This window comes from Robertmurraya beringensis (assembly GCF_042433785.1).
GTDB classification, from domain to species: domain Bacteria; phylum Bacillota; class Bacilli; order Bacillales; family Cytobacillaceae; genus Robertmurraya_A; species Robertmurraya_A beringensis.
In genome coordinates, this window is sequence record NZ_JBHLUU010000089.1 from 1 (window position 1) to 15,407 (window position 15,407).

Annotated in this window: 11 protein-coding genes; all 11 read right to left on the reverse strand. The window is 37.8% G+C overall.

Going from position 1 to position 15,407, the window contains the following annotated elements:
* Window positions 1–291: 291 nt before the first annotated feature.
* The 11 genes from abc-f to ACFFHF_RS12740 all read right to left on the reverse strand — a co-directional run bounded on the left by abc-f (window position 292) and on the right by ACFFHF_RS12740 (window position 15,011).
* On the reverse strand, window positions 292–1,917 hold the full coding sequence (gene abc-f / locus ACFFHF_RS12690) for a ribosomal protection-like ABC-F family protein (protein WP_160547905.1): 1,626 nt from the start codon (window positions 1,915–1,917) through the stop codon (window positions 292–294).
* Window positions 1,918–2,195: 278 nt separating this feature from the next.
* Window positions 2,196–3,956 (reverse strand): alpha/beta hydrolase-fold protein, encoded by a 1,761-nt coding sequence (locus ACFFHF_RS12695; RefSeq protein ID WP_160547904.1) that lies wholly within the window; start codon window positions 3,954–3,956, stop codon window positions 2,196–2,198.
* A 334-nt stretch (window positions 3,957–4,290) separates the two neighbouring features.
* Window positions 4,291–5,724, reverse strand: a complete 1,434-nt coding sequence (locus tag ACFFHF_RS12700; RefSeq protein ID WP_340903385.1) for an aldehyde dehydrogenase family protein — start codon at window positions 5,722–5,724, stop codon at window positions 4,291–4,293.
* Window positions 5,725–5,805: 81 nt separating this feature from the next.
* Complete coding sequence (locus tag ACFFHF_RS12705; protein WP_160547901.1) at window positions 5,806–7,572, reverse strand: thiamine pyrophosphate-dependent enzyme; 1,767 nt, start codon at window positions 7,570–7,572, stop codon at window positions 5,806–5,808.
* Complete coding sequence (locus ACFFHF_RS12710) at window positions 7,569–8,564, reverse strand: alcohol dehydrogenase catalytic domain-containing protein (RefSeq protein WP_160547900.1); 996 nt, start codon at window positions 8,562–8,564, stop codon at window positions 7,569–7,571. The genes ACFFHF_RS12705 and ACFFHF_RS12710 overlap by 4 nt, the downstream gene beginning before the upstream one ends.
* Before the next feature lie 135 nt (window positions 8,565–8,699).
* Complete coding sequence (locus ACFFHF_RS12715; protein ID WP_160547899.1) at window positions 8,700–9,551, reverse strand: TIM barrel protein; 852 nt, start codon at window positions 9,549–9,551, stop codon at window positions 8,700–8,702.
* Between the two features lie 42 nt (window positions 9,552–9,593).
* Window positions 9,594–10,556 carry a hydroxymethylglutaryl-CoA lyase gene (locus ACFFHF_RS12720; RefSeq protein WP_160547898.1) on the reverse strand — a complete coding sequence of 321 codons (963 nt, stop codon included), beginning with the start codon at window positions 10,554–10,556 and terminating at the stop codon, window positions 9,594–9,596.
* A 351-nt stretch (window positions 10,557–10,907) separates the two neighbouring features.
* Window positions 10,908–11,915 (reverse strand): substrate-binding domain-containing protein, encoded by a 1,008-nt coding sequence (locus ACFFHF_RS12725; RefSeq protein ID WP_160547897.1) that lies wholly within the window; start codon window positions 11,913–11,915, stop codon window positions 10,908–10,910.
* A 114-nt stretch (window positions 11,916–12,029) separates the two neighbouring features.
* The gene (locus tag ACFFHF_RS12730) at window positions 12,030–13,307 is read right to left on the reverse strand and encodes a TRAP transporter large permease subunit (protein ID WP_160547896.1); all 1,278 of its coding nucleotides are present in this window, start codon (window positions 13,305–13,307) and stop codon (window positions 12,030–12,032) included.
* Window positions 13,308–13,354: 47 nt separating this feature from the next.
* A complete protein-coding gene (locus ACFFHF_RS12735; RefSeq protein ID WP_340903382.1) occupies window positions 13,355–13,852 on the reverse strand; it encodes a TRAP transporter small permease in 498 nt (165 codons plus the stop codon).
* Window positions 13,853–13,964: 112 nt separating this feature from the next.
* Entirely contained in the window at window positions 13,965–15,011 is a 1,047-nt protein-coding gene (locus tag ACFFHF_RS12740; protein WP_160547895.1) for a DctP family TRAP transporter solute-binding subunit, read from the reverse strand.
* Window positions 15,012–15,407 lie beyond the last annotated feature (396 nt).

The window sequence follows — 15,407 nt, forward strand, 5'->3', positions numbered from 1 at the left end:
ACAGGTCTAATTGTAAATAAAATCCAAATGGATGGAGCCACCTTTAATAGGGTATTTACCTTTTTGGCTCTAATCAAGAAAGATGATTAAACTGAAAATTATGACATTATTTATACAACACTAGTGACATTTTTCAACTTTTCAGAAACTTATTTTTTAGGCTTGGGTCATTTGTTATTTAAATCAGGATTATTGAATAACTTCATATGTATTGTAATATTTACACTATATCAATTACAAGTATGAAGGCACCGGAAAGAGCCTTACACAAAAGGCTCTCCGGCTTCACCACTATTTAAGCTCTTTTAATTTTCTTGTCAGTTCCTTAAATCTACAATCAAGTTCTTTATATGATTGATCTTTTGGAGTCATAAAGCTGAGTTTCCCTAGAACTTCTTGTCTCTCTGTTTCAAGCTTTAACTGCAATTCTTCTAAATCACTTGATTTTTGTGTAACCTCACTTAGTTGTTTTTGGATAGTCCTATTATCAAGAACAAGTTTTGTATTTGTCGTCTTATCCAAAAAATATCGGTCATGAGAAACAATGATTAACGTGCCATTATACTCTGCCAAAGTCCTTTCTAACTGCTCTCGGGAAGGTAAGTCAAGATGATTGGTAGGTTCATCCAATATGAGCACATCTTTTTCTTCTAAAATATATCTCATCAGTTTACACTTTACTCGTTCACCCATGCTCATATTTTGAAGCGGTTCCTTCCATTGAGAAGCTGTAAAACCTAAATGCTTCATAAGATTTTGAACTTTCCCTCTTGCCTTAAAGGTTTCTTTGTGAAAAAGGTCCCCCGGTGTTTTTTCCAATGGTAAATCAAATACTTCTTGTGTCAAATAACCAATGGTTGCTGTTGGAGAAATCCATACATCTCCATCTGACGGTTCCTGACCAAGTATGATTTTTATCAATGTTGTTTTACCACTTCCATTCGAACCAGTAATAGCGACCTTCTCACCGTGGAGAATGGTAAAATTAACGTTATTAAATAGCACTCGACCATCAAAATTCTTTGACAAATCCTTCACTTCTAGAAATCGTTTCCCCACCTTGTTATGATTTTCAATCGTAAAACGAACATCATACTCTGCTTCAACCCGCTCGACTTTCGCTTTTTCTAACTCTTTTTCAAGACGCTTTCGTTTAGACTGAACTTGAGCATCCATGCGTTTTGCTTTTACACGCCAGTATTCCTTCATTCCTTCTTTTTTGGTTGATTGAGCGTGACCTTTCTGAGACCAAGAAGTGAGCTCATTTATTTGAGCTTCAATACGTTCGACCATTTGTTGTTGCTTCTCATATTCTCGCTGCTGGGAATGTCTTTTCTGTTCACGAGCTAACATATAACTCGAGTAATTTCCATTATGTTCAAAAATTTTAGTCCCTTCAATAGACCAAATTTTTGTTACTACTTTATCTAAAAAATACCGATCATGGGAAACAAGAATAATCGATCCTTTATAAGCTTTTATTTGTTCAATCAATAGTTGTGAGCCTTGTTCATCTAAATGATTGGTAGGTTCATCCAATAACAAGAGATCAGATTGCTCTGAAAAGCCATGTGCTAATCGAAGTTTTAGCCTTTCTCCTCCACTTAAATTGGAAAAATCAATGTGTGTTGGCAATATCCATTTTTTATAAAACACCGGTGACTCTTCCTCCACAGAAAAGACTTCCGTATCCTGTTCGACTAACGACATTTTCACATTTTTTTCAACCCACTGAATATTTCCTTTAGTGGGAACTAACTGGTTGTATATAACATGAAGTAAGGTTGATTTCCCAGCTCCATTTTTTCCTATAATTCCTATGACATCTCCTTCATGAACATGAACATTTACATCTTTAAAAAGGGTTTCGTCATTTATTTCATAGCTAACATCTTTACATTTAAAAAGTTCTCTCATGATTTCAGCCCCTCGGTTTGCAGGGAGAACAAAAAATCCTCCCTGTTGGATAGGAAGGATTAGTCGTTTCATACCATAGTCAAATAAAGCTTTTCCGTAAAAAAGCTAAGAACCGTATAGATAATGGGCAGACTAATCCTATTTTTTGTGATTTGAAATATGAAATTTCAATCGTTTTAAAATAAGATTAGTTCTTCATCGTTCACCCATCATCCCTTTCTAGTTAGTAAAATTAGTATAACACAGCTCCCTCTATATGGTAAATAATTGTTCTGGACTTACTCCGTATAATGACGGTTTCCTTCTTCATCCATTTCCCAATGAGAGAACCAGTTTTCCCATAGTTCCCATACTTCTGACACAATGAAGTTATGGGCTCTATCTTTTGTCTGAGTATATTTGTACATCGGTGTTTCATTGTTATCGTACCAAGTGTATGTCGTATATCTGTCTTTTGTGGTAACAATAGCATCACTCAGCTCACCAAGTTCGTTTCTATCCAATTTCACAGTCGTATTTGTTTGTCCTTTTATCGTGTGGTCCCAGCTCCAAATATCATATTCACCAAAGAGCAGATAAAACGGTACTTTATCATTTTTCCCTTCAACAGGTCTTAAAAGCGGACCCGAAGTAGAACCAAAAGCAGTAAAGTATTCGGGCATGACGGCACTCGCATAGTTCGTGAACATGGAGCCAAGAGATTGACCAGTTAAATATCGCTTCCCAGGATCAATGTTGTAATCTTTGTCAATTTGCTTAACTATTTCCTCTAGGAAAACAAAATCATTTTGCTTATTAGGTGCGTAGTTAACATTCCATGTTACATCTGTTGATGAATTGTATTGTTCACTAGGCATAACAAGCATAAATCCGTGTTTGTCCGCTACCTCCCACCAATGGCTGGCGTCAAAGAATACTCGTGCCGTTTGCGTGTTTCCTGCAAGTACGAAAACTACCGGAATGTTTTCCTCAGGTGCAGAATCCGGGACATAAACTAAATACTCGCGAGTATATCCATCTAATTGCATTTCCTTGATCTCAACACCCATTTTTTCGTAATCAGGTCTTACACCTAGAACATTTCCGTTAACGGTTGTATTGTCATAGCGCGTATAGTAAGAAAGGAAATTATAAATTTTCTTCGTGAAACCCGTTTTATATACTCCGTTTCCGCCTTGATCAAGAACAGCCACTTTAGAGCGTACATCGCTATAAGAAGTGACAATACGATCAGAATCTTCTTTCTGTATATAAACGGTACTTCCCATCAATCCCTCTGTTGATCCTTTCTCTCCCGATGCAACTGTGTCATTAGCACCTTTCCAGTATTCGACTAAGTTTTCTACGGCACTTGGGTTATCATTTACCAACCAAGTAGGAACAGGAACCTCAGAGTAAGAAATCTCTCTATTTTCAGCAAAAGTTTTTTCTCCTGTCTTCTGAATAAATTCTGCATCAAGATCTTCTGTTTCTACAAAAACAGAGCTAATGACAAAGAGCGGATTTTGCATCGCCCAGGCTTGTAGAGCTGTTCCACCGTCACCATATCCGGCTAAATAAAAGACACCAAAAGTATTGTAATACTTCGTATCTTTTAATACTTTTACAGCTTCATTAATATAGGCAAGTTCTTCTTCCGCACTTCCCCAACCATTCACACCAGGCTCTAGTATGAATAATCCTTCTGATTTCTTATCCGCAATATCCAGCCATCCGCTTTTGTGAAGGAACTCTTCAGTCGTCATACCATCCGGAGCCGCTATGACCGTAAAATAATCTCGGACAGTCGTTTCTGGCGCTACATAGATTTTTACCGTACGCGTCTCATCCCCCACAGTAACATTTCGAGTAAAATACCCGTTTAATGGCAACTTGTTACCTAATGTAATATCAATAGCTGGTTTTTCCATTCCATCTAAGGAAGTTGCTTCTAGTTTAAAAGCATTTTTATTATTTATTGATGCAGCTGAAACTGGCATGACAAGGCTTAGTAGCATTAGTGAAATCACCATCAAAAACATGATTTTTTTACCATTCATCCTATTTCACTCCTAACATATGAGTCTCGTAGGAACCATACCTTTACTACATGGTTCCTACGAACTCAGTTAATATTTTTCTACCGTGAAGGTATAGGTACTTGTTGTTACTTTGTCAGGTGCTACGATGTCAATTTTAATAACGGTGCCGTCTTCAACAGAAACCTTATTAGCTGAACGGTAATCTACTTTTTTGCCATTAATTCTGATTGACTTTACTTTAGTAGACATGGTTGTAGGAATTACGGTGCATTTATAGATGAAAATAAAGAGGCTACTCAAAAGTCACAATTTATTGTTTCTACGAGTCTGCCTCTTTATCTATCTAACTATTTTATTTTTCTAGCTCTGGATCAAAAAATTCACCAAATAACTCCGCATCGGTAGGTTTATCTTCTGGAATTGGTTTCGACACCCATGTATAGTTCATATAATGTTTAAGATTCACATTCTCTGAGATGATGTTTCCTCCCCAAGTTCCACAACCAAGACTTGACGTCATTGGCATACCATTCGTAAATGAACCAGCGTTAGCTTTTGACTGGGGTTGGCGAACCATAATCCGACTCACTGGTGCCGCTAGCCCAAGACGGTGAATATGATCATCGTTAAACGAGTAAATACCACATGAATGACCTTTTCCTCCCACTTCATAAATGGCTCTCATCATATCAAGTGCATGTTCAAACTCACCTTCATATTTATACACCGCTAACAATGTGGTTAATTTTTCACCCGAGTAAGGGTATTCTTTTCCGATTTTATCGCCCTTTACAATGATGAATTTTCGATCTTCAGGAATCGAAAAACCCGCTTCCTTAGCTAGGAGTTGCGGAGCAACTGCGACCGTGTTAGGAAGACGATGCCCCTCTGCATCCCACATAACCGAACGAAGGCTAGCTTTTTCGTCATCATTCGCTAAATATCCTCCAACTTTCACCAATTCTTCTAGCACCGCTTCATATACCTTGTCACTAATAATTAAATTTCCATCTGCAGAACAACCAGAACCAAAGTCTGATGTTTTGCTGAGCATAGTGTTTAATGCCGCTTCTTTCACATCAGCTGTATCATCAATGATCATGGTAGAATTACCGGCTCCTACACCGTAGGCCGGTGTCCCTGAACTATACGCACTTTTGACCATATCTTTCCCACCCGTAGCAAGGACTAGATCTGACCTTGACATAAGTGCTTTTGTCATTGGGATATTAACTAATGTTAAACACTGTAGAAGATCAGCTGGTGCCCCTTCCCTTTCAAGCGCTTCCCTCATGAGCCTAACCGTTTCAAAAGTCGTTTTTTTCGAACGAGGATGCGGTGAAAAGATAACCGCATCTCGTGCCTTTATGGCATAAATAGCGGTACCTGCTGGAGTTAGATCAGGATTCGTTGTTGGCACAATCGAACCGATAATACCTACGGGCTTCGCATATTTCACAATTCCTTTTTCAGGTATTTCCTCAATAGCACCCACGCTTTTTTGGCGGAGGGCATCTCGCAAAATCCCTCGAATTTTCATTCGTTTCCCCATTCGACTTACACGGTCACCTAGCTTACTTTCCTCAATTCCCATATCAACTAATTCAGAAAAAGTTTTTTTATTGGATACTGCCCATGCGACTGCCTGGCATAAGCGATCCAGCTTTTCCTGACTATAAGACTCAATGATCTCCATTGCCTTTCTTGCTTTTTCAAACGCGAGATCTAATTCCTTTTGTTGGTCTTCCGTGAGTTCGGTTTGTTTTTTGACTGCATTGGTAGACAATAACATTACCTCCTACAAATTTGATAGCTTAGTAGATCGATCTTATTAATGTTAAATAGAATCATAGAACCCTTACTTTTATTAAACAGAAACGTGGTGGACACTTTTCCCAGGAGAATAGATATCCATGATGTTCCAATGTCCATCGGTAGGTACTGGGTTATTCAGCATCGCTACATCAATAACGACTGGCTTATTCGCTTTGATGGCTTTTTCTAAGGCTGGTTTGAATTCTCCTGCAGACTGAACCTTAATCCCTTCCACCCCGTAAGCTCTAGCAATTGCTGCATAATCTGGAGAGTAAGGTTCTCCATCCTTTTGGAAGACAGTCCCTAAGGTCGTACCAAAATGTGCTTTTTGCAGACCTGCGATCGTGCCAAATGCAAAATTATTCATAATGACCCAAACAACCGGGATGTTTTCCTCTGCTGCTGTTGCTAATACTGCTGGATTTTGACCAAAACCACCGTCACCCACTAATGAAACAACGACTCGATTAGGTGCCGCAATTTTTGCACCGAGTGCTGCTGGTGCTCCAAATCCCATCGTAGCATACCCTCCAGGTGTAAGAATGGACCCAGCCTCATAAATAGGAAACTGCTGTCCTACTCCATTTTTATTCCACCCAACATCCGTTGTAATAAGAGCATCTTTCGGGAGGACTTGACGTACTTCATCAACAATCCGTTGTGGCATCATTGGAAATGATTCATCTTCAATAAACTTTCGATTGCTTTCTTTAAATTCTTTTCGATTTTTCAAAATTTCTTCTTTTAATGTATCAAGAGAATCACGTTGTACCCCATACGGGAACATTTCTTCCGCCACTTTATTTAATACGGTTAAGGCCTGTTTTAGATCAGCGACTACACCAATTTCAACTGGGTAGTTCCTTCCAATTTCGCTCGGATCAATATCTATTTGTATTAATTTCGTTGGAGGGAAGTTGAACGTGTATTCTGGTTCCCATGAACTACTATCTGCCTCGGCAAAGCGAGTACCTAAACCTAAGACGTAATCTGCGGCCTTGCATTTGTCATTAATAAATTTAGTTCCCCAAAAACCTGTCATACCTAGAGTCAATGGATGATCATCAGAAACGGCACCTTTCCCCATTAAGGAATGGGCTACTGGCATATTCAATCGATCTACTAATTCTCTAAGCTGATCTGCTGCATCTGCTAATAAGATCCCTCCACCTACGTAAAAGATCGGATTTTTCGCTTCAGCTAGCGTTTGGATGATTTTCTTTGCTGTTTCGTTGTCAATTGACGGCTTATGAAGATTCTTTGCATTCAGCTTCTGTTTTTCAAAGTAAGAGGTTTCTAACTCTTTTGAAAAAATATCCATTGGAACGGAGATTAAGACTGGACCTGGATTTCCGCTTTCAGCTAGTTGAAAGGCTTTTTCTAAAATCTCTGGAAAGAGATGTGCACTATCGACTCTCCATGCTCTTTTAACAAAAGGACGATAGATTTCATATTGAGTGGCATCCCCATGTAAATTTACTTCTTGATGTGGATGCTTGCCGTAGTAATGAGTTGGCACATCGCCAGCAATAACAACCATTGGTATTGAATCCAAAGCAGCATTCGCCACTCCCGTTGCCGCGTTTGTAAGTCCTGGACCTAAGTGGCTTAAAAGAACGGCTGCTTTTTTCTTTACCCTCGCATAGCCATCAGCCATATGCGCGGCAATTTGCTCATGTCTCACATTCACAAACTTAATTTTGCTATTCTCCAAAGCAGAAAGTACGGCAATATTTGTGTGACCACAAAGTCCAAAAATATGTTCAATGCCTCTTTCTTCTAGATAATTTACCAATTGATAAGATATTAACTGTTTCATATATGGCCTCCTTTGAAATCTAATAATATTTTGCCGCACTGACCTGAGATGGCGTATATATATGCCTTTTTAAACTCTTTAAGAGGGAAAATATTAGAAATAATTGGCTTTACATCAAAATCATCATTAAGCAGATAGTCTACACACTTGGAAAAATCTTCCGGAAAATTATAAATAATAGATCCATGTATCGTAATTTCATTTCTTACAATCTGTACAATTGGCAGAGTTGCTTCTGGAGTTAAACCTATCAAAATAACGGATCCTCCTTGTTTAACCACTCCTACCGCTTGTTCAACAGCCTGTTTTACTCCAGCTGCTTCAATTACAACATCAAACTTTTCGTCCTTCACTTCATGTGCTAAAACAGTATGAACCCCAAAAGCGGCTTTTACTTTTTCTAGCTTTGACTGGTAAATATCTATCGCAGTAACCTTCGCACCAAGAAAGTTGGCTAAAGCGATTGAGAGCATTCCCTCCGTCCCGCACCCAATGACTCCTACCGTTGTACCTTTTGTAATAAAAGCTTTTTCAAAAGCATGAGTTATTACGGCAAACGGTTCAATTAATACTGCTTTTTCATCTTGTAATTCCTCAGGAATTGGAAGGACATACTTTGATGAAATGGTAATCTCTTCTGAAAAAATCCCATCCACATTGACCCCAAGAGATTCCTTAAAAGAACAAATATTTCGATACCCTCTTTGACAATTCTCACATTCGCCACAAAAAGTATTAGGTGTAACAACAACCTTTGTTCCAGTTTTAAGATCGACCTTTTCACCGACCTCAATAACTCTCCCGACTAACTCGTGACCAGGTCGAACCGGGTATTTTGCGTGACCAATCTTTCCCTTATAAACACCAATATCAGAACCACAGATTCCACCATAAATGAGTTTAATTCTAACTTCGTTTTCTTTAAGAGGGGATTCAACTGGAAATTCTTTTAGTTCTAGTTCCCCGGGGTTTTTCAAATGTAATCCCCACATAAAATAACCACCACCCAAAAAAATCTTTTAGATCGATCCAAAATAAAGAAAGCGTTAACATAATAGTACCGTTTGTTACAATGAATAGCAATCAAATTTTAACTTTATAACTGAAAATATAAATTAATCAGAAAATTAAAGTCCGATTTTTTTGCGTAACGATTTCTCCTCGGTTGCATGAATAGAAAGAAAGTCTTTTGCAGTTTCCAAGCAGCGTCGCGCGTACTCTTCATAGCCTAGCTCTTTTACTCGTTTAATATTTGGCATTTCAATCGAGCATGGTGTATTCACTGGTATACTGTTTACGATACCAGCAATATCGACTCCCCCTTCGCCAACATAGAGACGTTCCTCCCTAAGGATCCGCTTCATTTCATCCACTGATGTTGGTGCTTGAGAAGGAGCATCGCATAGATGGAAGTAACGAAAGTAAGAACTAGGAATTTTTTGAAGGTCCTCCAGTTGATCTCCTGAACGGTGAAAATGGTGCGTATCGATCATAATTCCCGCGTTCGATCGATTTGCAGAATGAAGAATATTTAGCGTATCTGCAAGACTCCTGACACTTGCTATGGGTACAAATTCAAGTTCAACTGTTAGATCAAATTGCTTAGCAAGATCACATACCTCGCCAAATTTCTCAATCGCATAATTTCGGTTATCTGTCCAAATACTGCTTAGAACATGGCGTCCACCTAACTCTGCAGCAACTTCAAAAGCTGGCAAGTAGTTTAATGGATCCATTCCATCAAAAATTCTAGCTAACTCAATATCTAGTAACCTTAATCCTGTGTCTGCAAATGCAGCCTTTGTATCTCTCATCATTTGTTTATTATTTGCAAGGTCATAATTGGGCTCTCCGGGTAATCCCATATTAATAGGCCGAAGACTCACAAAATCATAACCCGTTCTTGAAGCAATATAAATCATTTCCGCTGGAGTGCAATTAAGTGCAGTAAGATGCGCAATTGAAAATGGTCTGGTCATCATTTCCCTCCCCAACATACAAGACTAATCTTATTTACTCAATTATTTTTCTAATTTTTGTTGACTTGTTACCTTTGTGTGTAAAAGAGCTGATGGACCCGCTTTCAACATATAACTCTCACTTCTGCAACCTAGCTTCTGTTTTACGTCTTTTGCAGTGTGGATAACCTTACTAAGATCCATCCCTGTTTCAACTCCCATTTCATGAAAAGCATAAACCAGATCTTCGGTCGCGACGTTTCCTGTTGCTCCAGGTAAATATGGACAACCTCCTAGTCCGGCTATCGAACTATCAAAATGAACAATTCCCTGTTGCAACGCACTAACCGCATTTGCAATGGCGAGACCTCTTGTATTATGAAGGTGCAAAGTAAATAAAATATCAGGAAAAGCATTACGTAAATGGCCAAGCATTTCATATACTTGCTTTGGATTTGCAGTACCAGTCGAATCCGCCAATGAAATTTCTTTCACACCCATAGATTCGTATTTATATACAATCTGATTTATTCTTTCTTGAGGAACTTTCCCCTCAAACGGGCATCCAAAGGCTACAGATATAGATCCTCCCACTTCTATACCCTTCTTCTGTGCTAATTCAATGATTGGATAAAAGCCATTCTGCGCTTCTTCCGTTATACAATTGGCATTAGAGATACTATGTGAGTCAGTGGCAGATAACATGAGCTTTATCTTTTTTATGCCTGCCTCAATGGCCCTTTCTGCTCCTTTAACGTTTGGTACCAATGCTCTAAATTTAATATTTTTCAAGGCATTACATGATCTAACAACCTCTGTCGCATCCTTTAATTGAGGTATTGCCTTTGGATGAACAAACGACGTAATCTCAATTGTAGTTACTCCTGTTTCTGCTAACGACCGAATGATTGATACTTTATCTTCTGTAGGAATCCATTGATCATTTATCGCTTGGAATCCGTCACGAGGAGCAACTTCGCAAATATACGCCCTTGAAGGTAGCGCGAATACTGTTGGATTGTTCATACATTCACTCCTTTGCCTAATAGTTATTACCGTACATAATCTGTAAATAAGTTATTATATCGATCTAATAAAATATTAAAAAAATATGTTAAGTTAGATCCCCACCTTTTAACCATAGTAATATCAATAAAGAAAGCGTTACCATAATAATACATGATTTCCGATTGTTTGAAAACACTTTTACTGAATTTTCCCAATAATTTAAAGTGAATTGGGTGTTGATGAAGTGTTTTAGCTTGATACATCTTCGGTAGATCGATCTAAAAAAATAATACTTATCACCTACAATTACAATTAAACTTACATATCAAACAGGGAGCGTAAAGGCTCCCTTTCATATTACAACATCAGTTACGAGGACTTTCTTACTACCAGTTCAGGCTGCAAGATAATTCGCTGGGTATCACGTTCTTGATTGACAATTCTTTGGTGAAGCAGAATCGCCGCCTGGGAGCCTATAAGTCTAGCATATGATGAAACGGTAGTTAATGGTGGGTTATATAATGGTGCCTCATTATTATTATCGAAACCAACAACAGCAAGATCTTGCCCTGGTTTTAATCCGGCATCATTTAAACCAAGCATGACACCATGTGCGACTAAGTCATTAAAACAGAAGACAGCCGTAGGTGGATTTGCCTGGAATAACACTTTACGAATTGCTCCCATTCCGCCTTCTCTCGTAACAGGACTTTCTACAATAAGTGTCTCATCGATGTCTAAACCTGCTTGTTTTAACGCACTACAATAACCACTTCGCCTTTCCTTCCAAGCGGTTGAATGGGAAGTTCCACCAAGAAATGCAATCCTTCTATGACCTCTATGAATTAAGTGATTTACAGCCATTTGAGCTCCCACTGCGTAGTCAATTCCTACATAATCACAGGAAACGTTTTCAATTTCTCGTACGGCTAAAACAAGTGGGATGTCGATCGCCTTCACCCGTTCTATACTATTTCCTGAGCTTTCTGAAACAGGACATAGAATGATTCCTCCAACCCGATGTTCGAGCATTCTAGAAATAAGCTGTTCCTGTTTCATATCCGAGTCAAAAGTAGTACCAAGAAATACAGTATAACCCGCTTCCTCTAATGAATGATGAACACCTCTAAGGAGTTCTGCGTAAAATGGATTCGCGATATCGGTTATTATTAATCCAACTGTCGAAGAAGACTGTGAACGCATATTGGCAGCAACTCTGTCATACACGTAGCCTAACTCATGCATTGAATTCAATACCTTCTGTTTGGTCTTTTCTGCAATTTTAGAACTGCCACGAACAATTAATGATGCAGTCGCTCGGGAAACGCCAGCATGATTTGCTACATCTTGCAGAGTTACTCTTTTTTTATGCGTCATCAATAATCACCAGCTCACCAAAAATAATTTAGTCTCTATTCTGTAACTTAAATACTACAATTAAATATTAATATACTATTACTATGTAGTATATAAGTATCAGTGTCAACTTTGTTATTCCATAAACTCAACTAAAAATAAAGACACTTGTGGTATATAAGTTAAAATAAGAAGTGTAATAACCATTGCAACGAAAAATGGCATAACCGCTTTCGCAAGTGATTCAATTGAAATCCCTGAAACACCAGACCCCACAAATAAATTTACTCCTAGCGGGGGAGTAATAAAGCCTATAGCCAAATTAACAACCATTATTAAACCAAAGTGAATAGGGTCTACTCCAATATTCATTGCTACAGGTAATAAAAGTGGAGTTAAAATAATAATAGCAGCAACCGTGTCCATAAAACATCCTACAATTAAAAGTAAAATATTAATTAACAGAAGAATAATAATCGGGTTACTAGAAATAGAAAGTAATCCTTCTGTAATTTGACTCGGAATTTGTTCGACCGTAAGTATTCGGCCGAATGCAGTTGCTGTTCCAACAATAAGCATAATCGTTGCTGTAGTAATACCACTATCGACCAGCATTCGAGGAATATCTTTAATTTTAAGTTCTCGATATAAGAATACACCAGCGATAAACCCGTATACCACGGCAACTCCAGCTGCTTCGGTAGGAGTAAATACCCCTCCATATATTCCCCCTAATATAATAATTGGGACTAAAAGTGCCCATTTTGCATCCCAAGTGGCTTTCAAGAAATCTTTAAAAGTGCTTTTTCCAATTCCTTTGTACCCTTGTTTTCGGGAATATATATACGTCCAAATCATTAAAGCGATACCTACTAATATTCCTGGTAGGATTCCAGAGATGAACAACTTCCCTATAGATTGACTTCCAACTACTCCGTACATAACCATTGGGATACTTGGAGGAATGATTACGCCTATAGAACCCGCCGCACAGACAACTGCTGTTGCAAATTTCTTATCGTATCCTTGTTTAATCATTGCGGGTATCATGATTCCTCCAACAGCAGCTACAGTAGCAGGACCTGACCCTGAAATGGCTGCAAAAAACATACAAGTAATAATTGCTGCAATGGCAATACCACCTGTTTTGTCTCCAACAATCGTATTAGCAACTTTAAATAATCTATCAGATAGCCCGCCCTTCCCCATAATCTCCCCAGCTAAAATAAAAAAGGGAACTGCCAATAGAGGGAATGAATCAATTGAAGTGATTAAACCCTGTGCTAAATATTCTAATGGCATAGAGCCCGTGTATAAAATGGTCACTAATGTTGATAATCCAATTGAAATTCCAATTGGCACGGTAAGTATTAAAAAAAGTGCAAGACTGCCAAATAAGACAAGTGCTGTCATCGTTTTCCCCTCCGTTTCATTACATTTTAAAAATAACAACAGAGCAGTTATTGCTGTGGAGCTTCTTTCCCAATAAGAATTTTTACCTGTTGGATAATTTGCTGAATCAAACGAATAGCTGTTAATCCCATTCCAATTGGTCCAGCTAAGTAAACAAAACCAACTGGCAAACTAAGGGCAGGTGACAATTGCCCCCATGTAAGAAGCTTCATTGTAATTTGGTATCCATAAATCAGGCCAAAAAGGGCAAATACCAAAAACAATAAATTCCCTACTATCCTCAAGGTCGCTTGTGATTTTCCTTTTAGGGCTAAATAAAGTACATCTACACTCATATGTTTTTGTTTTTTCACTCCATAGCTGATACCTAAGTACACTAACCAAATAAAGCAGTACCTAGCTAGTTCCTCTGACCAAGGTAATGAATTCTCTAGGACATATCTCATAAATACCTGAACAGCAATAACAACTACCATAACAAAAGAAAAAATGCCTATAAATAACTCTTCAAAATGCTCGTCAAGCCAATGCAACAATTTCATCATCCATTCACCTCTTTCTAAAGGTAGAATAATCTTTAAGTGATTTCATTTATTATGTATTACGAGAGATAAGATTAGAGCTTAAGGGGATTTCCCCCCTTAAGCTCGGTGTAGCTTATTTTTTCAAGTTATTTATTTCTGCTAATAATTCGTCTACAAATTCCTCTCCAATACTAGCAGAATACTTTTCATAAACTGGTTTAACCTTTTCAAGGAACGCTTCCTTTTCTTCGTCTGTAATATCAGTAACCGTCATACCATTTTCAGTTAGGAATTTATATCCATCTTCATCTTCTTTTTGGTTCAACTCTCTTTGATGATCTCGAGCTTCATCAGCGGCTTCTTGTACTGCCTTCTTTTCCTCATCACTTAATGTATTCCAGAAATCTTTACTAATTAAGAATGGGCTAGCATTATATACATGGCCGGTCTTTGATAAGTATTTTTGTACTTCATAAAATTTATTAGCTGTAACATTTCCTACTGGATTTTCTTGGCCATCGACTACCCCTTGCTGTAATCCTGCAAATAATTCTGTGAACGCCATTGGAGTTGGGTTAGCACCTAATTCAGACCAAATATCCATATGGAGATCATTTTCAAGAGTTCTAATCTTCAAACCTTTTACATCCTCTGGTGTTTTTACTTCCTTAACACCATTTGTTAAATGTCTAAAACCATTCTCCCAATAGTTTAACCCTATTACATTCTGACTCTCCAACTCTGCTAATAAATCAGACCCAATCTTTCCATCTAATACTTCATAGGCAACTTCAGAATTTGGAAATAAGAACGGTAAGTCAAATACATTAAACTTAGGAACAAACTGAGCGATTGGTCCAGTTGACATGGTAGTTCCTTGAATGGAACCAAATTGTAACGATTCAAATACCTCACGATCGCCACCTAGTTGACCATTTGGATATACTTCTACTTTTATGGATCCATTTGTTTTACTTTCTACTAATTCCCCAAACTTTACTAACCCTTTTGTAAGCGATCGATCTTCTGATGTTACAACTGCTAATTTCATTAATTTTTCACTGGTATTAGCATTTGAGTCGTTTGGTTCCTCATTTTTCTCATTATTTGTAGATTGTTGTGAACACGCACCTAGAATCATTAAACATAAGACTAATAATAAAGATAGAGCTCTTTTCATTTCTCATTCACTCCTTATTGATAGTTTTAGAAACTGAACATTAACATATCTTGAACCCACTTAAAAAGATAACGCTTTCAAAAATGTAATGAAGTAACTCAGACCCCTCTTTGTTTGTGTGAAAAATTTAGATAGTTTAGCCATTTAGAATGCGTTTTCATTAATGAGATCGATTTAATTAAATCTCATTTCAGCTGAATCTCCCCCTCTCTTACCTTCTTCATCTAACTTTTAGGATATAGTTAGAAAAAATTAAATCGATCTAATTTCACTAGTGTTGCATAAATAATTTCGTAATTTTCAGTTTAATTATATTCTCTATTTAGAGCCAAAAAAGTAAATACCCAACAAAGGTGGCTCCATCCATTTGGAAATTTATTTACAATTAGACCTGTG

Coding starts and splice junctions, on each gene's coding strand:
- ACFFHF_RS12725 (WP_160547897.1), bottom strand. CDS start 11,915: ATGACGCATAAAAAAAGAGTAACTCTGCAAGATGTAGCAAATCATGCT.
- ACFFHF_RS12705 (WP_160547901.1), bottom strand. CDS start 7,572: ATGAAACAGTTAATATCTTATCAATTGGTAAATTATCTAGAAGAAAGA.
- ACFFHF_RS12710 (WP_160547900.1), bottom strand. CDS start 8,564: ATGTGGGGATTACATTTGAAAAACCCCGGGGAACTAGAACTAAAAGAA.
- ACFFHF_RS12735 (WP_340903382.1), bottom strand. CDS start 13,852: ATGATGAAATTGTTGCATTGGCTTGACGAGCATTTTGAAGAGTTATTT.
- ACFFHF_RS12740 (WP_160547895.1), bottom strand. CDS start 15,011: ATGAAAAGAGCTCTATCTTTATTATTAGTCTTATGTTTAATGATTCTA.
- ACFFHF_RS12720 (WP_160547898.1), bottom strand. CDS start 10,556: ATGAACAATCCAACAGTATTCGCGCTACCTTCAAGGGCGTATATTTGC.
- abc-f (WP_160547905.1), bottom strand. CDS start 1,917: ATGAGAGAACTTTTTAAATGTAAAGATGTTAGCTATGAAATAAATGAC.
- ACFFHF_RS12715 (WP_160547899.1), bottom strand. CDS start 9,551: ATGACCAGACCATTTTCAATTGCGCATCTTACTGCACTTAATTGCACT.
- ACFFHF_RS12695 (WP_160547904.1), bottom strand. CDS start 3,956: ATGAATGGTAAAAAAATCATGTTTTTGATGGTGATTTCACTAATGCTA.
- ACFFHF_RS12730 (WP_160547896.1), bottom strand. CDS start 13,307: ATGACAGCACTTGTCTTATTTGGCAGTCTTGCACTTTTTTTAATACTT.